The following is a 14,193-nucleotide window of genomic DNA, read 5'->3' as shown; positions in this document are numbered from 1 at the left end:
CTAATTATTGACCCAGCAAACCAACCGCGTAGCCGGCGATGCCGATAACGAAGAAGCCCACGATTATCCACAGCGGGTTAACTTTTCTGCGCAGCAGCCACATACAGGCGAAGGTCAGCAGCAGCGGTACCAGGCCCGGCATCAGCTGGTCGAGGATAGTCTGCACCGTCGTGACTTTTTCAGCGCCCGTCTGGTCAGTGATGCGCGAGACCACCAGCGGAATGTTGACGTGGGTCCACTTGTTAACCAGCGCCCCCATAACAAACAGACCCAGTATCGACGCCCCCTCCGTCAATTTTTGCAGAAAGCCGCCGCCCATATCTTTAACAATATCCACCCCCTTGCGGTAGCCATAGGCCACGCCGTAATAGCGGGTGGCAAGGCGGATAAGGTTAAAGAACACGAAGAACAGCAACGGCCCAAGCAGGCTGCCGCTCATTGCGATGCCCGCGCCGAGCGCCGCGAATACCGGACGCACGGTTCCCCAGAAAATCGGGTCGCCGACACCTGCGAGCGGCCCCATCAAACCTACTTTGATCCCGTTAATGGCGCCATCGTCAATTTCGGCGCCGTTGGCGCGCTGCTCTTCCATGGCGAGCGTCACGCCAAGCACGGGAGCGGCGACATAAGGATGCGTGTTAAAAAACTCCAGATGGCGTTTGATAGCCTGACGGCGCGCTTCATTGTTTTCCGGATAGAGCCGTCTGATGACCGGCACCATGGAGAAACAGAAGCCGAGCGCCTGCATGCGTTCGAAGTTCCATGAACCCTGGAAGAGGTTAGAGCGAAGGAATACGCTGCGAACATCGCCAGGAGTGAGTTTTTTCTCGCCTGTTGTTTTTGTCATATCAACCATTTCGCTCACCTGTTAATCCAGTTCGTTATCAAGATCGTTAGCACCGGCAGCCTGCGCAGGGGCCGCTGCGGAACGGTTGTATTTCGGGCTCAGCTGAATATAAAGCACCGCCATTACCGCGCCGATAACGCCCAGCGCCACCAGGTTAAAGTTAGTAAAGGCTGCGGTCACAAAGCCGAGATAGAAGAATGGCATCAGGTAGCCTGCGCGCATCATATTGATAACCATCGCATAACCGACGACGACGATCATGCCGCCCGCGATGTTAAGACCGCCAGTTACCACTTCCGGAATAGCGTTGAGCATGTTCTGTACTTCGCTGGTGCCGACAGAAATCGCCACAATAACCGCCGGGATAGCGATACGCATCGCCTGTAAGAAAAGGGACGAGACGTGGATCCAGGAAAGCGCCGTAAGATTGCCTTTCTCCGCCGCACTGTCTGCCGCGTGCTGGAAGCCCACGGTGATCGTACGTACGATAATCGTCAGCACCTGGCCTGCCGCTGCGAGCGGAATAGCAAGGGCGATACCTGCGCCAATGCTCTGATGGCCCGCAATAACCAGGATGGCGGAAATAATTGACGCCAGCGCCGCATCGGGCGCGACGGCGGCGCCGATGTTCATCCAGCCCAAAGCAATCATCTCCAGCGTACCGCCGATGATGATGCCGGTTTTCATATCGCCCAGCACGGCGCCGACTAACGTACAGGCTACCAGGGGACGGTGGAACTGAAATTCATCCAGCACCGATTCCATACCGGCAATACAGGCGACGATGAACACCAGCACAATCTGAAGAGTGGTAATCTCCATTGTACTTCTCCTATGCCATTAACAACGTAGAGGTGAACTGAGTAAAAACGCCTTCAGCAAGGCGCCGCCGTCAGCGCGCTACTTTGCTGATCAAATCCATCATTTTCAGTTTGGGATCGTTAGAGACTTTACGAACTTCCAGCTCAATGCCGCGTTCGTTGAGTTTCCGGAAGGCCTCAATATCTTTTTCATCCACCGATACGGCATTGTTAACCTGGGTTTTGCCCTGGCGATAGGCCATGCCGCCGATGTTAACTGAGGTGATCTTAATGCCGCCTTCGACCACACGCTCCACGTCGGTCGGGTTAGTGAAGAGCAGCATGACGCGCTCGCGCGCATATTTGGGGTTGTTATAAACGCGGATCATTTTCGCCACGTCCACCACATGCGCGGTTACCCCCGGCGGGGCGACTTGCGTCAACAACGTCTTACGCACTGTATCAGCGGCCACTTCATCGCTGACCACAATAATGCGCGAAACGTTAGTCTCTTTGGTCCAGCGCGTCGCCACCTGGCCGTGAATCAAACGGTCATCGATACGGGCAAGGCCGATGACCATATAATCGTTCGGACCCATTGGTTTGGCTGGCGCGGCGGTTTTCTGAGCGGGAGCCGCCACCGTCGCGGGAGCCGCCTTTTCCGCCGGTTTCGCTTTCAGCGCCTTCACGCCTTCGCGACCGGTTTCCACCGCCAGCGCCACCAGCTCATCAAACGTGGGGTTGTCATCACGTGCCATCAGGGTTTCAACCAGCATGGGGATGTTGACCCCAGCGACAACTTCATGATGCTCTTTATCGACGACAATACGGCTGGCGGCGTTGAAAGGGCTGCCGCCCCAGGTATCGACGAGAAACAGCACACCACTTGCGGTATCCAGCTTTTCCAGCTGGGCGTTATATTTCTCAATCAGCGTTTCGGCATTTTCGCCGGGAACAAAATCAATCCAGCCTACGTTTTCCTGCTCGCCTAACAGCATTTCGGCGGTTTTCAGCAGTTGTTCCGCAGCCCAGCCGTGCGTGCCTATGACAATAGCAATAGTCACTTGCTACCTCCTTTGTGAGTCCGAACGCGCCGTTCAGGGCGCATCAAGAACGAGTTTCGGCGTACCGAACCAATTCAAAAAAAGGGGTTTGTTAATAAAAAGAATCTGTTACGCGAATTATTTTAGACAGTGAAAAAATATTTTATGTGACGAAGCTCTGTTATTGAGGCATGTCTCACACTCGCGCACGATGCGCTAAAATATCGGCGAAAGAAGTGTCAGGAAAATTGCAAATTCTGGTAAATCTTTGCCAAAGCCGTAATGGCTTTGTTAATGTAGCTTTCTGTTTAATCTTAAGGAGTAGCGGGCAGTAGCCCACCCTATGGACCGTCACCGACGCCGTAACACCTTTTGGCCCGTCGCGGCCTTGCGCCAGCCTGGCGTTTCTCCGTATTTATCCTCTGTTTATTCTCTTTTAGCGCCCACATTTTTTGGGGTGCCGTTTAGTCATTCCTTTAGCAGGAGCAACGCATGGAATTCTTAATGGACCCTTCTATCTGGGCGGGCTTATTAACGCTGGTTGTGCTGGAAATCGTTCTGGGCATCGACAACCTCGTTTTTATCGCCATTCTTGCGGATAAACTGCCGCCAAAGCAGCGAGACAAAGCGCGTCTCATCGGTCTTTCGCTGGCTCTGGTTATGCGTCTGGGCCTGTTGTCGCTGATTTCGTGGATGGTAACGCTCACCCGTCCGCTGTTCACCGTCTGGGATTTCACTTTCTCGGGGCGTGATTTAATCATGCTGCTCGGGGGTATTTTCCTGCTGTTTAAAGCGACCACCGAGCTGCATGAAAGGCTGGAGAACCGCCAGCATGACGATACGCATGGCAAAGGCTACGCGAGCTTTTGGGTGGTCGTGCTGCAAATTGTGGTGCTGGACGCGGTCTTCTCTCTGGATGCGGTGATTACCGCTGTCGGCATGGTTAACCATCTGCCGGTGATGATGGCGGCTGTGGTGATTGCGATGGGCGTGATGCTGCTCGCGTCGAAACCGCTGACTAACTTTGTGAACCAGCACCCGACGGTCGTGGTGCTCTGTCTGAGCTTCCTGCTCATGATTGGCCTGAGTCTGGTGGCGGAAGGGTTTGGTTTTCATATTCCGAAGGGCTACCTCTACGCGGCTATCGGCTTCTCTATTATTATCGAGCTCTTTAACCAGATCGCGCGTCGTAACTTTATTAAGCACCAGTCTCGTCTGCCGCTGCGCGCCCGCACCGCAGAAGCCATTCTGCGCCTGATGGGCAACCGCCGCCAGAAGAGCGCCCAGCCGCAGGCGGAGAATACGAATGCGGTAGTGCCGGTGCATGACGAAGCCTTTGCTGAAGAAGAGCGCTACATGATAAACGGCGTATTGACGCTGGCTTCACGCTCCCTGCGCAGCATCATGACGCCGCGCGGTGAAATTAGCTGGGTGGATGCCGATCGCAGCGTGGATGAAATTCGCGAACAGCTGCTCTCTTCTCCGCACAGCCTGTTCCCGGTTTGCCGGGGCGAGCTTGATGAGCTGATTGGCGTGGTTCGCGCTAAAGAGCTGCTGGTTGCGCTGGAAGAGGGTGTCGACGTCGCCGCTATCGCGTCGGCCACGCCAGCTATCGTCGTGCCTGAAACGCTGGATCCTATCAACCTCCTTGGCGTGCTGCGTCGCGCCCGCGGCAGCTTCGTTATCGTTAACAACGAATTTGGCGTTGTTCAGGGGCTGGTTACGCCGCTGGATGTGCTGGAGGCGATTGCCGGTGAATTCCCGGATGCTGACGAAACGCCGGAAATCACGCGCGACGGCGATGACGGTTGGCTGGTGAAAGGCAGCACGGACCTGCATGCGCTGCAGCAGCACCTGGAAATCAATACGCTGGTGAATGACGAAGAAGATATCGCGACAGTCGCCGGTTTGGTGATCGCGGTAAACGGTCAGATCCCGCGTCCGGGCGATGAACTGGAAGTGGCGCCTTTACGCATCACCATCGTTGAAGCAAACAAATACCGCGTGGACATGGTGCGGGTAGTAAAAGAGACGCCGCACCACGATGAAGAAGAGTAACGCGAACTAACGCAACGGCGCCGCCCCCAAAGCGGCGCCGTTTTTTTTATTCTCAGCGTCAGGATGATTCTCAAGCCAGGCCGGGAAGGCATGCAGCGGCATCGGTTTGGCGTACAGATAACCCTGCAGCGCGGTAACGCCCCGACGGCGCAGATAGGCGGCCTGTTCCGCCGTTTCCACCCCTTCAGCCACCAGGTCGATATGCAGCCGGTTTCCCAGCGCGATAATGATATCGGTGACGGTTGAATTCACGGCGTCTGTGCCAATCGCAGCCGTAAAGGTTTTATCTATCTTCAGCACGTCGGGGTGGAGCATCTCAAGGTAAGCAAGGGAGCTTTGCCCGGTGCCGAAATCATCAATCGCCAGCTTAACGCCCAGCTCGTGCAGATCCCGCACTACGCGGTGGTCCACATCCGGCAGGGCGTCCCGCTCGGTCAGTTCAAGGAAAAGCGGGTGCGAAGGCTGACGCGCAAACCAGAATTGCTGTAAATCCTCTACGATTTTTCCGCGGTGGAAATGGCTCGCCGCCACGTTAATGCCAATATGGAAGTGCGGCGAAACGGGAAAATAATGCAGTTGACTCGCCGTTTCCGCCAGCACATAGCGCGTCAGCGGCGCGATAAGGTTTTGCTGTTCGGCCAGCGGAATAAACACATCCGGAGAGATAAAGCCCTGGCGCGGATTGTTCCAGCGCAGCAGAATTTCAACGCCGGTGCACTGCTGATTACGCGCATTGACCAGCGGCTGGCAATATATTTCAAATTCCCGGGCGGCGAGCCCAAGGTTGATTTCATGGGAAAAGCTCATCCTGCCCGCTGTGGCAAGCCAGGCGATATAGCCGATCAGCAGGCTTAAAATCAGCGCCAGCGGCAGTTGACCCGGAAGCGCCTTCAGCGCGAGGCGATCGCCAGGCGGGCCAATAACCGTGACCGAAAAAGGAAAGCGTCCGGAAACGCCTTCTCGCGTTTCAAGCCCCGGCTCGCCCGGCAGGCTTTGCACCACGCCTTTACCATATTCCAGATGCACATCGCCTACGTTCAACACCACGTGGTCAACCCAGGGGCGGGCGGGCTCGAGCATCAGTCTGGCGAGCAGCTCGATATTCAGCGCCTGAAGAATGCCATCCTGGCCGTCTGGCGATGTCGGCGTCCAGATAATCATTACAGAACTGCCTTTCAGCAAAGAGTTGTCGCGCGTCAGCAGCATTTGCGGGTAGGGGGAGGGCAGCTTCGGTTGCAGCTGCCGCAGCAGTTCGTTACGGCTGCCGAAGATACTGGAACAATAAACAACGCCGTCCTTAACCAGCACGATGGCGCGCAGCGTTTGCAATCGCGCGGTTTCCACGCGCAGCGGACCTTCGACGTTTTCACAAGGCTGACCGACCAGCGGGAACAACGCGCTGCGTGCGGCTGCCAGCGGCTCGAGCAGGCTCTCGACGGTCGCCACCGCACGAGCGGTAAACAGCGTAACGCGCTGGTCGTTACGGTTACGTTCGGTAAGGTAACGCACCCCTGTGGTTAACAGCAGCGTTGTAATTGCCAGTGCAAGACAGACAATAATTCTTTTTCGGCGATAGGTTTTGACTATGCGCTGCGCAGTGAGCATCCCTGATTAACCCTTAAAGCTACTGGCGAAAGGTGAGTAATAACATAGCAAGTGTAGCGGGGATCGTGCAGAAGGATTTACTGGCAGGGAAAGAAAAAGCGCCGCGGGAGCGGCGCTTCGATTGATTAGTCGCACTGAACTTTAATGGCTAAACCGCCACGCGAAGTTTCGCGGTATTTCGCGTTCATGTCTTTGCCGGTTTCGTACATGGTTTCGATAACTTTATCGAGAGAGACGCGCGGCTCGCTGGTGCGGCGCATCGCCATGCGCGCGGCGTTAATCGCCTTCACGGAGGCAATGGCGTTACGCTCGATGCACGGCACCTGCACCTGGCCGGCAACCGGGTCGCAGGTCAGGCCCAGGTTATGCTCCATGCCTATCTCCGCCGCTACGCAAACCTGTTCCGGGCTTGCGCCCAGCAGCTCGGCGAGACCCGCCGCCGCCATTGAGCAGGCGACGCCCACTTCGCCCTGGCAGCCCACTTCCGCGCCTGAAATAGACGCATTCATTTTATAAAGCGCGCCGATAGCGCCCGCCGCCAGGAAATAGCGGATGTAGATATCGGGGCTAACCGATTCGATAAAGTGATCGTAATAGGCCAGCACCGCCGGGACGATGCCGCATGCGCCGTTGGTCGGCGCAGTCACCACGCGACCGCCCGCCGCGTTTTCTTCATTCACCGCCAGCGCGAACATGTTCACCCAGTCAACGACGATCATCGGGTCGTTAGAAAGCTTATCGCTGGAGACCAGCATACGGCGCAGCGCAGAGGCGCGACGCGGCACGCGCAGAGGGCCTGGCAATACGCCTTCGGTATTCATGCCGCGATCGATACAGGCGCGCATGGTCTGCCAGACGTTTGCGAAGTACTCTTCAATCTCTTTCTTGCTGTGCAGCGCCAGTTCGTTCTGCATCACCAGACCGGAAAGAGAAAGGCCCGTTTCGCGGCAGTGCGCCAGCAGCGCTTTTGCGGAATTAAACGCATACGGCACGGTCACTTCCCTGGCGGCGTCTTTACCAAAATTCTCTTCGTCAACGATAAAACCGCCGCCGATGGAGTAGTACGTTTTGCTGTAAAGCAGCGTTTCGCCGTTAAAAGCGTGGATCTGCATGCCGTTTTCGTGCAGCGAAAGGTTATCGCTGTGAAAACGCATGCCGTTGTCTTTTGGAAAATCAACTTCATGGCGCCCCAGCGCCAGCAGCAGGCGCCCGCGCGCTTCTACGTCGCGGATAAAGGCGGGAATGGCGTCGATATCCACCGTCGCCGGCTCGTTGCCCGCGAGGCCCATAATAATGGCGATATCGGTATGGTGTCCTTTGCCGGTCAGCGACAGTGAACCGTAGACATCCACCGCAACGCGGGTGACGTCTTCGAGTAATCCTTTTTCGACCAGATCATCGACGAACTGCTTCCCGGCCTTCATCGGCCCTACGGTATGGGAAGAGGAGGGACCAATGCCCACCTTAAACATGTCGAATATACTAATCACGCTTTAACTCCTGACAGGGTCATTGTGATGTCAATGACGATGTGAAAACTGCGCATAGTGTAAGAGGTTATTGTTCTGCGCTGTTAACTATTCACATGAATTATACTAATGGCTACCGCCAATCAACCTAATAAAGTGCTGTGGATCGCAATTTTTTACACACAATACGAGTCAGGGTTTAAAGCCTATCTGGAGAGCCAGCTCACGAATAATGCCTGCGGTCATTCCCCAGACAAAATAATGCTGATACCAGGAGAGCCAGACGCGGTGGCTGTTGCCCCGGCGATGGATATCGAGCGGATGATAGCGCCCCAGCCGCAGCGCTTCGGCAAGCGGCATTTCAAAAACCGCCGCCACTTCATCCTGGCTTGCGTGATAATGCAGATTGGGCGGAATGATGCCGACGACTGGCGTAACCTGAAAACCGGTCACGCTGTCTACCGGCGGCAGTACGCCGATAACGTCTACGGATTCGGGAGGAATAGCCACCTCTTCCTGCGCTTCCCGCAACGCGGCGGCGATTAAAGAGGCGTCGGTATCATCCACGGCGCCGCCGGGAAAGGCCACCTGGCCTGCGTGCTTGCGAAGCTTCGCTGAGCGCTGGGTCAGCAGCAGGCCTGGCTCGGGGCGGCGCACTATCGGCACCAGGACCGCCGCCTGGCGCTGATTAAGCGAGGCCTTATTCATCTGCGGGCGCAGCAGTTGAAAACGCGATAAAAACGTGTCGAGCGACAATTCCGTCGTCTGCATTATTCCTCCTCAAGAGTGCGCAGAATACGATTAACTTTATCAAAAGTTTCCTGATATTCCGCCGACGCCTCGCTGTCGGCCACGATGCCGCCGCCTGCGGAGCAGTAAAGCGTGCCGTTTTGCGCGGTGAGGGTGCGAATGGTGATGCTGGTGTCCATATTGCCGCAAAAACTGATATAGCCCACGCTGCCGCACCAGGCGTTGCGCCGCTGCGGCTCAAGCTCTTCGATTATCTCCATCGCCCGCACTTTTGGCGCGCCGGTGATAGAACCGCCGGGAAACGCGGCGCGCAGCAGGTCGGTGGCATGCAGGTTGTCCGGCAGCGTGGCGGTAATGGTGCTGACCAGATGATGTACCGCCGGGAAAGGCTCAACGACAAAAAGCTCTGGCACCCGTACGCTGCCGGGCGTCGCAACGCGGCCGATGTCATTGCGCAGTAGATCGACAATCATCAGGTTTTCAGCGCGATCTTTCGGCGAGCGCGCCAGCTTTTGCGCCTGTTTTGCATCTTCCTGCGGGTCGGCGAGGCGAGGCAGCGTGCCTTTGATCGGCCGGGTCTGAATCGCGTTTTGCTCAAGCAAAATAAAACGCTCGGGCGACAGACTCAGAATGGCGTGCTGCGGCAGGCGCAAAAAGGCGCTGAAGGGGGCGCGGTTGGCTTCATTAAGGCGCGTAAACGCCTGCCATTCATCCCCTTCATAGTTTGCCTGGAAACGCTGCGCCAGGTTGACCTGATAACAGTCGCCGCTCAGCAAATAATCCTGTACGCGGCGGAATTTTTCGCCATACTGCTCGCGCGTCATATTCGCCTGCCAGCGGCTGGTGAGGCGAAACGGCGCGGCAGGCTCAGGTTTCTGCGCCAAAAGCCAGGCGAGCCGCGCCTGCGCGTCGCCGTGACAAACCAGCGTCAGGCGCTCAAGCTTATGATCGGCGATAAGCGCCCAGTCGTAGAGGCCCACCGCCATATCAGGCGCCTGAACGTCCGCCTGCGCGTGTTGCGGCAGCTTCTCAAAACGACGCCCGAGATCGTAGCCAAACAGCCCCAGCGCGCCGCCCAGAAACGGCAGGTCCACGGCTGGCTGCGGCGTGATGCCGCAACGTTCAAGCTCGCGCTGAAGCAGCGTAAGCGGGTCGGCCCCAGAGGTTTCGCTGGCGGCGGCGCGGCGAATAACCGTTTCACCGCCGCGCGTTTCCAGCGTCGCCAGCGGCTGGGCGACCAGGATATCGAATCGGTTATGGGTGTGCCTGGCAAAGCCGGAATGTAGCAGCATCGCCCAAGGCTGAGGGCTCAGCGCGGCGAAATAGTCCAGCAGCGCGTCGCGGCGCCAGGGAAGTGTAAGCAGGGTGGGGGAGGAGTGGGTTTTCATCGACGTCTACACCGCTATGCCCCGGGGCGGCGTCTGGCGTCCGCGCACGGGGCGTGAAATAATTGACGGCAGCAATGTAACAGGAGTTAACGATGTTTGCAGGTTTACCTTCGCTGACGCATGAGCAGCAGCAGAAAGCGGTCGAGCGTATTCAGGAGCTGATGGCCCAGGGAATGAGTAGCGGTCAGGCTATCGCCCAGGTGGCGCAAGAAATTCGCGCCAGCCATCAGGGCGACCGCATCGTCGCCCGTTTCGAGGATGAAGAAGAAGATGAATAACGCGGGGCGACCCGCGTTTTTTTATACGGCGGCGATAATTTTAATTTCCACTTTATAAGCCGGGTTCATCAGCCTCGCCTGCACGGTGCAGCGCACCGGCGCATGGCCCGCCACTACCCATTCATCCCACGCGCGGTTCATGGCGGCGAAGTCGTCGCCGTCGGCAAGAAAAATGGTCGCGTCAATCAGCTGCGTTTTATCGCTGCCCTGCGCCTTTAGCACCTCATCAATCTGCGCCAGCACGTTGCCGGTTTGTTCATAGGCTTCAGCATCAAGATTTTCCGGCACGCCAGTGTAATAAAGGGTCTGGTTATGGATAACCGCGTCGGACCAGCGCGCCTCCGGATTGATTCGCTTAATCGTCATGACTTTTTCCTTTTCGTAAGTTTCGCCGCAAGCCTGGCATACTCCGCCGCCGACGTCACCTCTTCGGCTGGCGAAAGGGAGTCGGCCCTGACATAATCACTGGCAATTTAACCAGGGGGCAGTGTGACGGACGATTTTGCAGCAGATGGCCAGTTAGCCAAAGCGATACCGGGCTTTAAGCCCCGCGAGCCGCAGCGCCAGATGGCGCAGGCGGTGACCGAGGCTATCGGCGCCGCCGAGCCTTTAGTGGTGGAAGCGGGCACCGGCACCGGGAAAACCTACGCTTACCTCGCGCCCGCTTTGCGCTCCGGCAAAAAGGTGATTATTTCAACCGGCTCGAAAGCGCTGCAGGATCAGCTCTACAGCCGCGATCTTCCCACCGTGGCACGGGCGCTGGAATACAAAGGCAAGCTGGCGCTGTTGAAAGGGCGCTCCAACTACCTCTGTCTTGAACGCCTGGAGCAACAGGCGCTGGCGGGAGGCGACCTGCCGGTTCAGACCTTAAGCGACGTCATTCATCTGCGCGGCTGGGCCAATGAAACGGTGGATGGCGATATCAGCACCTGCGGACGCGTGGCGGAAGACGCCGCCGTCTGGCCGCTCGTCACCAGTACGAACGACAACTGCCTCGGCAGCGACTGCCCGCTCTATAAAGATTGTTTCGTCGTCAAAGCGCGCAAAAAAGCGATGGAGGCGGATATCGTCGTGGTAAACCACCATCTGTTTCTTGCCGATATGGTGGTGAAAGAGAGCGGGTTCGCAGAGCTTATCCCGGAAGCGGAAGTGATGATCTTCGACGAAGCGCATCAGCTTCCCGATATCGCCAGCCAGTATTTCGGCCAGTCGCTCTCCAGCCGCCAACTGCTGGATCTCGCTAAAGATATCACCATCGCCTACCGCACCGAGGTAAAAGATACTCAACAGCTGCAAAAATGCGCCGACCGCCTGGCCCAGAGCACGCAGGATTTCCGTATGCAACTTGGCGATCCGGGGTTTCGGGGGAATTTACGCGAGCTGTTAGCCGACGCTTCCATTCAGCGCGCGCTGCTGCTGCTGGATGACGCGCTGGAGCTTTGCTACGACGTGGCGAAGCTTTCGCTTGGCCGCTCCGCTTTGCTGGATGCCGCCTTTGAGCGCGCCACGCTTTATCGCGCCCGACTCAAACGGCTTAAAGAGTTCAACAAGCCGGGCTACAGCTACTGGTATGAGTGCAACTCGCGTCACTTCACGCTGGCGCTGACGCCGCTTACGGTGGCGGATAAGTTTAAAGAGGTGATGGCGCAAAAAGCGGGAAGCTGGGTTTTCACCTCGGCGACGCTTTCCGTTAACGACGAATTGCACCACTTCACGGCGCGGTTGGGCATTGACGAGGCGAAAACGCTGTTGCTGCAAAGCCCCTTCGACTACGCCCGTCAGGCGCTGCTGTGCGTGCCGCGCGGCCTGCCGTTGCCTAATCAGCCCAATGCAGGCCGGGCGCTGGCCGCCATGCTGAGGCCGCTGATTGAAGCCAATAACGGCCGCTGCTTTATGCTTTGCACCTCGCACGCCATGATGCGCGAGCTGGCGGAGCAGTTCCGCGCCACGCTCTCGCTGCCGGTGCTGTTGCAGGGCGAAACCAGCAAGGGACAGCTGCTTGAGCAGTTCGTCACGGCGGGCAATGCGTTGCTGGTCGCCACCAGCAGCTTTTGGGAAGGGGTGGACGTACGCGGCGATACGCTGTCGCTGGTCATCATCGACAAACTCCCCTTTACGTCGCCGGACGATCCGCTGCTTAAGGCGCGCATGGAGGATTGTCGACTGCGCGGCGGCGATCCGTTCGACGAGGTGCAACTGCCGGACGCCGTCATCACGCTCAAACAGGGGGTGGGGCGACTTATCCGCGACGTGGACGACCGCGGCGTGCTGGTGATTTGCGATAATCGGCTGGTGATGCGCCCCTATGGCGCCGTCTTCCTGAAAAGCCTGCCGCCCACGCCGCGAACCCGCGACATTCAGCAGGCGGCGCGCTTCCTCGCCGACGGCGGCGCGCAGTAATTTATGCCAGACTATGGTAATATGCGCGCCATTTTTAATACCACACCTCGCGAGAGTGCAATTTAGCTATGCGAATTCTGGCCATTGATACCGCCACGGAAGCCTGTTCGGCTGCGCTGTGGGACAACGGTACCGCCTATGCCCACTTTGAACTTTGTCCACGCGAACATACCCAGCGCATTCTGCCGCTGGTGCGCGAGATCCTGAACCAGAGCGGCGTTTCGCTGTCTGAGCTAAGCGCGCTGGCCTTTGGCCGCGGCCCTGGCAGCTTCACCGGCGTGCGTATCGGCATCGGCATCGCCCAGGGCCTGGCGCTTGGCGCGAACCTGCCGATGATCGGCGTTTCAACGCTTGCCACGATGGCGCAGGGCGCCTGGCGCAAAACCGGCGCGACCCGCGTGCTTGCCGCCATCGACGCCCGTATGGGCGAGGTTTACTGGGGCGAATACCAGCGCGACCACGAAGGCGTGTGGCATGGCGAAGAGACTGAAGCGGTACTGAAACCCGACGCGGTTGCCGAACGGTTGAAACAGCTTGACGGCGAGTGGGCTACCGTGGGTACGGGCTGGCCCGCATGGCCCAGTCTTGCGCAGGACAGCGGCCTTTCGCTTTACGACGGCGACATGCTGTTGCCTGCGGCGGAAGATATGCTGCCGCTGGCTTGTCAGCTTTTCATCGCCGGTCGCACCGTCGCGGTAGAAAACGCCGAGCCGGTTTATCTGCGTAACGAAGTGGCGTGGAAAAAACTGCCCGGCAGAGAATAGTTGCTCAGCGTACTGTCGCTGGGTTAAGGAGTTGCGGTATGGCGAGTCAACAAATGAAAAAAAGGGGCTGGCTGACGCTGTTCGCCGCGCTGGCCCTGAGCGGTTGCGTTAGCGTGCCGGATGCCATTAAAGGCACCAGTCCAACCCCGCAGCAGGATCTGGCGCGAGTGATGAATGCTCCGCAGCTTTATGTCGGTCAGGAGGCGCGCTTCGGCGGTAAAGTGATCAACGTGAAGAACGAGCAGGGCAAAACCCGTCTTGAGATTGCCACCGTGCCGCTCGATGAAGGAGCGCGGCCGCTGCTTGGTCAGCCGTCGCGCGGACGTATTTACGCCGATGTCAGCACCTTCCTCGACCCGGTCGACTATCGCAACCAGCTTATTACCGTCGTGGGGCCGATAACCGGCACCGCTGAAGGGAAAGTCGGCGACGCTACCTATAAATATATGGTGATGCAGGTTAACGGCTTTAAGCGCTGGCGCGTTACGCAGCAGGTTATGTTGCCGCCGCAGCCGATAGACCCCTGGTACTGGGGGCCTTACAATCGCCCCTGGGGTTATGGTCCAGGCGTCTGGTATAGCCCCGGCCCCGCGCCTGTCCAGACGATAGTAACCGAGTAACCGAATGATTTTTAATTAAAAATAAACAGCGGCCGGTCCGCTGTTTATTCATTTGTAACCCATAACAAAAATAATTAGTGACGCGCTTCGCAACCTGAAATCAGCTTAATTAATAAACTGGTACGCTGAGTTAAAATAATGTTAATAACATGTTTATTGCTGCGGGGTTGT

The 14,193-nt window shown here is 57.5% G+C and carries 13 protein-coding genes; 5 read left to right on the top strand and 8 right to left on the bottom strand.

From position 1 onward, the window contains the following. Nucleotides 1-4 precede the first annotated feature (4 nt). The 3 genes from ACU4F7_RS13630 to manX form a co-directional block, all read right to left on the bottom strand. The gene (locus tag ACU4F7_RS13630) at nt 5-856 is read right to left on the bottom strand and encodes a PTS mannose transporter subunit IID (RefSeq protein ID WP_024555737.1); all 852 of its coding nucleotides are present in this window, start codon (nt 854-856) and stop codon (nt 5-7) included. Between the two features lie 12 nt (nt 857-868). Beyond that, a complete protein-coding gene (locus ACU4F7_RS13625) occupies nt 869-1,669 on the bottom strand; it encodes a PTS mannose/fructose/sorbose transporter subunit IIC (protein ID WP_024555736.1) in 801 nt (266 codons plus the stop codon). A gap of 70 nt (nt 1,670-1,739) precedes the next feature. Further along, complete coding sequence (gene manX / locus ACU4F7_RS13620; protein WP_481637141.1) at nt 1,740-2,711, bottom strand: PTS mannose transporter subunit IIAB; 972 nt, start codon at nt 2,709-2,711, stop codon at nt 1,740-1,742. 471 nt (nt 2,712-3,182) lie between these two features. Between manX and yoaE the strand changes: the two genes are divergently transcribed. Then, nucleotides 3,183-4,748, top strand: coding sequence for a CNNM family cation transport protein YoaE (gene yoaE, locus ACU4F7_RS13615; protein ID WP_024555734.1), 1,566 nt, complete (start codon nt 3,183-3,185; stop codon nt 4,746-4,748). Nucleotides 4,749-4,754: 6 nt separating this feature from the next. Here yoaE and ACU4F7_RS13610 read toward each other — a convergent pair whose 3' ends face one another. The 4 genes from ACU4F7_RS13610 to pabB form a co-directional block, all read right to left on the bottom strand. Further along, the gene (locus tag ACU4F7_RS13610) at nt 4,755-6,353 is read right to left on the bottom strand and encodes an EAL domain-containing protein (RefSeq protein WP_029591835.1); all 1,599 of its coding nucleotides are present in this window, start codon (nt 6,351-6,353) and stop codon (nt 4,755-4,757) included. A 125-nt stretch (nt 6,354-6,478) separates the two neighbouring features. Beyond that, complete coding sequence (gene sdaA, locus ACU4F7_RS13605; RefSeq protein WP_481637140.1) at nt 6,479-7,843, bottom strand: L-serine ammonia-lyase; 1,365 nt, start codon at nt 7,841-7,843, stop codon at nt 6,479-6,481. 171 nt (nt 7,844-8,014) lie between these two features. Further along, nucleotides 8,015-8,593 (bottom strand): CoA pyrophosphatase, encoded by a 579-nt coding sequence (locus ACU4F7_RS13600; protein ID WP_029591833.1) that lies wholly within the window; start codon nt 8,591-8,593, stop codon nt 8,015-8,017. Further along, nucleotides 8,593-9,960 (bottom strand): aminodeoxychorismate synthase component 1, encoded by a 1,368-nt coding sequence (gene pabB, locus ACU4F7_RS13595; RefSeq protein WP_481637139.1) that lies wholly within the window; start codon nt 9,958-9,960, stop codon nt 8,593-8,595. Before pabB ends, ACU4F7_RS13600 begins: the two co-directional genes overlap by 1 nt. A gap of 92 nt (nt 9,961-10,052) precedes the next feature. Between pabB and ACU4F7_RS13590 the strand changes: the two genes are divergently transcribed. Next, the gene (locus ACU4F7_RS13590; RefSeq protein ID WP_024555729.1) at nt 10,053-10,238 is read left to right on the top strand and encodes a YoaH family protein; all 186 of its coding nucleotides are present in this window, start codon (nt 10,053-10,055) and stop codon (nt 10,236-10,238) included. A 21-nt stretch (nt 10,239-10,259) separates the two neighbouring features. Here ACU4F7_RS13590 and ACU4F7_RS13585 read toward each other — a convergent pair whose 3' ends face one another. Beyond that, entirely contained in the window at nt 10,260-10,604 is a 345-nt protein-coding gene (locus tag ACU4F7_RS13585) for a RidA family protein (RefSeq protein WP_024555728.1), read from the bottom strand. A 123-nt stretch (nt 10,605-10,727) separates the two neighbouring features. On the opposite strand from ACU4F7_RS13585, the gene yoaA reads away from it, so the two are divergent. The 3 genes from yoaA (at nt 10,728) to ACU4F7_RS13570 (ending at nt 14,022) form a co-directional block, all read left to right on the top strand. Further along, nucleotides 10,728-12,638 carry a DNA repair helicase YoaA gene (gene yoaA / locus ACU4F7_RS13580; protein WP_338463650.1) on the top strand — a complete coding sequence of 637 codons (1,911 nt, stop codon included), beginning with the start codon at nt 10,728-10,730 and terminating at the stop codon, nt 12,636-12,638. 68 nt (nt 12,639-12,706) lie between these two features. Continuing rightward, a complete protein-coding gene (tsaB, locus tag ACU4F7_RS13575; protein WP_029591830.1) occupies nt 12,707-13,402 on the top strand; it encodes a tRNA (adenosine(37)-N6)-threonylcarbamoyltransferase complex dimerization subunit type 1 TsaB in 696 nt (231 codons plus the stop codon). A gap of 38 nt (nt 13,403-13,440) precedes the next feature. Continuing rightward, nucleotides 13,441-14,022, top strand: coding sequence for a Slp family lipoprotein (locus ACU4F7_RS13570; RefSeq protein WP_481637138.1), 582 nt, complete (start codon nt 13,441-13,443; stop codon nt 14,020-14,022). Nucleotides 14,023-14,193 lie beyond the last annotated feature (171 nt).

The sequence above is a fragment of the Franconibacter pulveris genome (assembly GCF_056780215.1).
The sequence above is the reverse complement of the archived record's forward strand: the minus strand, read 5'-3'. Positions and strand labels throughout refer to the sequence as shown.

Coding starts and splice junctions, on each gene's coding strand:
- ACU4F7_RS13630 (WP_024555737.1), bottom strand. CDS start 856: ATGGTTGATATGACAAAAACAACAGGCGAGAAAAAACTCACTCCTGGC.
- ACU4F7_RS13585 (WP_024555728.1), bottom strand. CDS start 10,604: ATGACGATTAAGCGAATCAATCCGGAGGCGCGCTGGTCCGACGCGGTT.
- pabB (WP_481637139.1), bottom strand. CDS start 9,960: ATGAAAACCCACTCCTCCCCCACCCTGCTTACACTTCCCTGGCGCCGC.
- ACU4F7_RS13625 (WP_024555736.1), bottom strand. CDS start 1,669: ATGGAGATTACCACTCTTCAGATTGTGCTGGTGTTCATCGTCGCCTGT.
- tsaB (WP_029591830.1), top strand. CDS start 12,707: ATGCGAATTCTGGCCATTGATACCGCCACGGAAGCCTGTTCGGCTGCG.
- yoaE (WP_024555734.1), top strand. CDS start 3,183: ATGGAATTCTTAATGGACCCTTCTATCTGGGCGGGCTTATTAACGCTG.
- ACU4F7_RS13590 (WP_024555729.1), top strand. CDS start 10,053: ATGTTTGCAGGTTTACCTTCGCTGACGCATGAGCAGCAGCAGAAAGCG.
- ACU4F7_RS13610 (WP_029591835.1), bottom strand. CDS start 6,353: ATGCTCACTGCGCAGCGCATAGTCAAAACCTATCGCCGAAAAAGAATT.
- ACU4F7_RS13570 (WP_481637138.1), top strand. CDS start 13,441: ATGGCGAGTCAACAAATGAAAAAAAGGGGCTGGCTGACGCTGTTCGCC.
- ACU4F7_RS13600 (WP_029591833.1), bottom strand. CDS start 8,593: ATGCAGACGACGGAATTGTCGCTCGACACGTTTTTATCGCGTTTTCAA.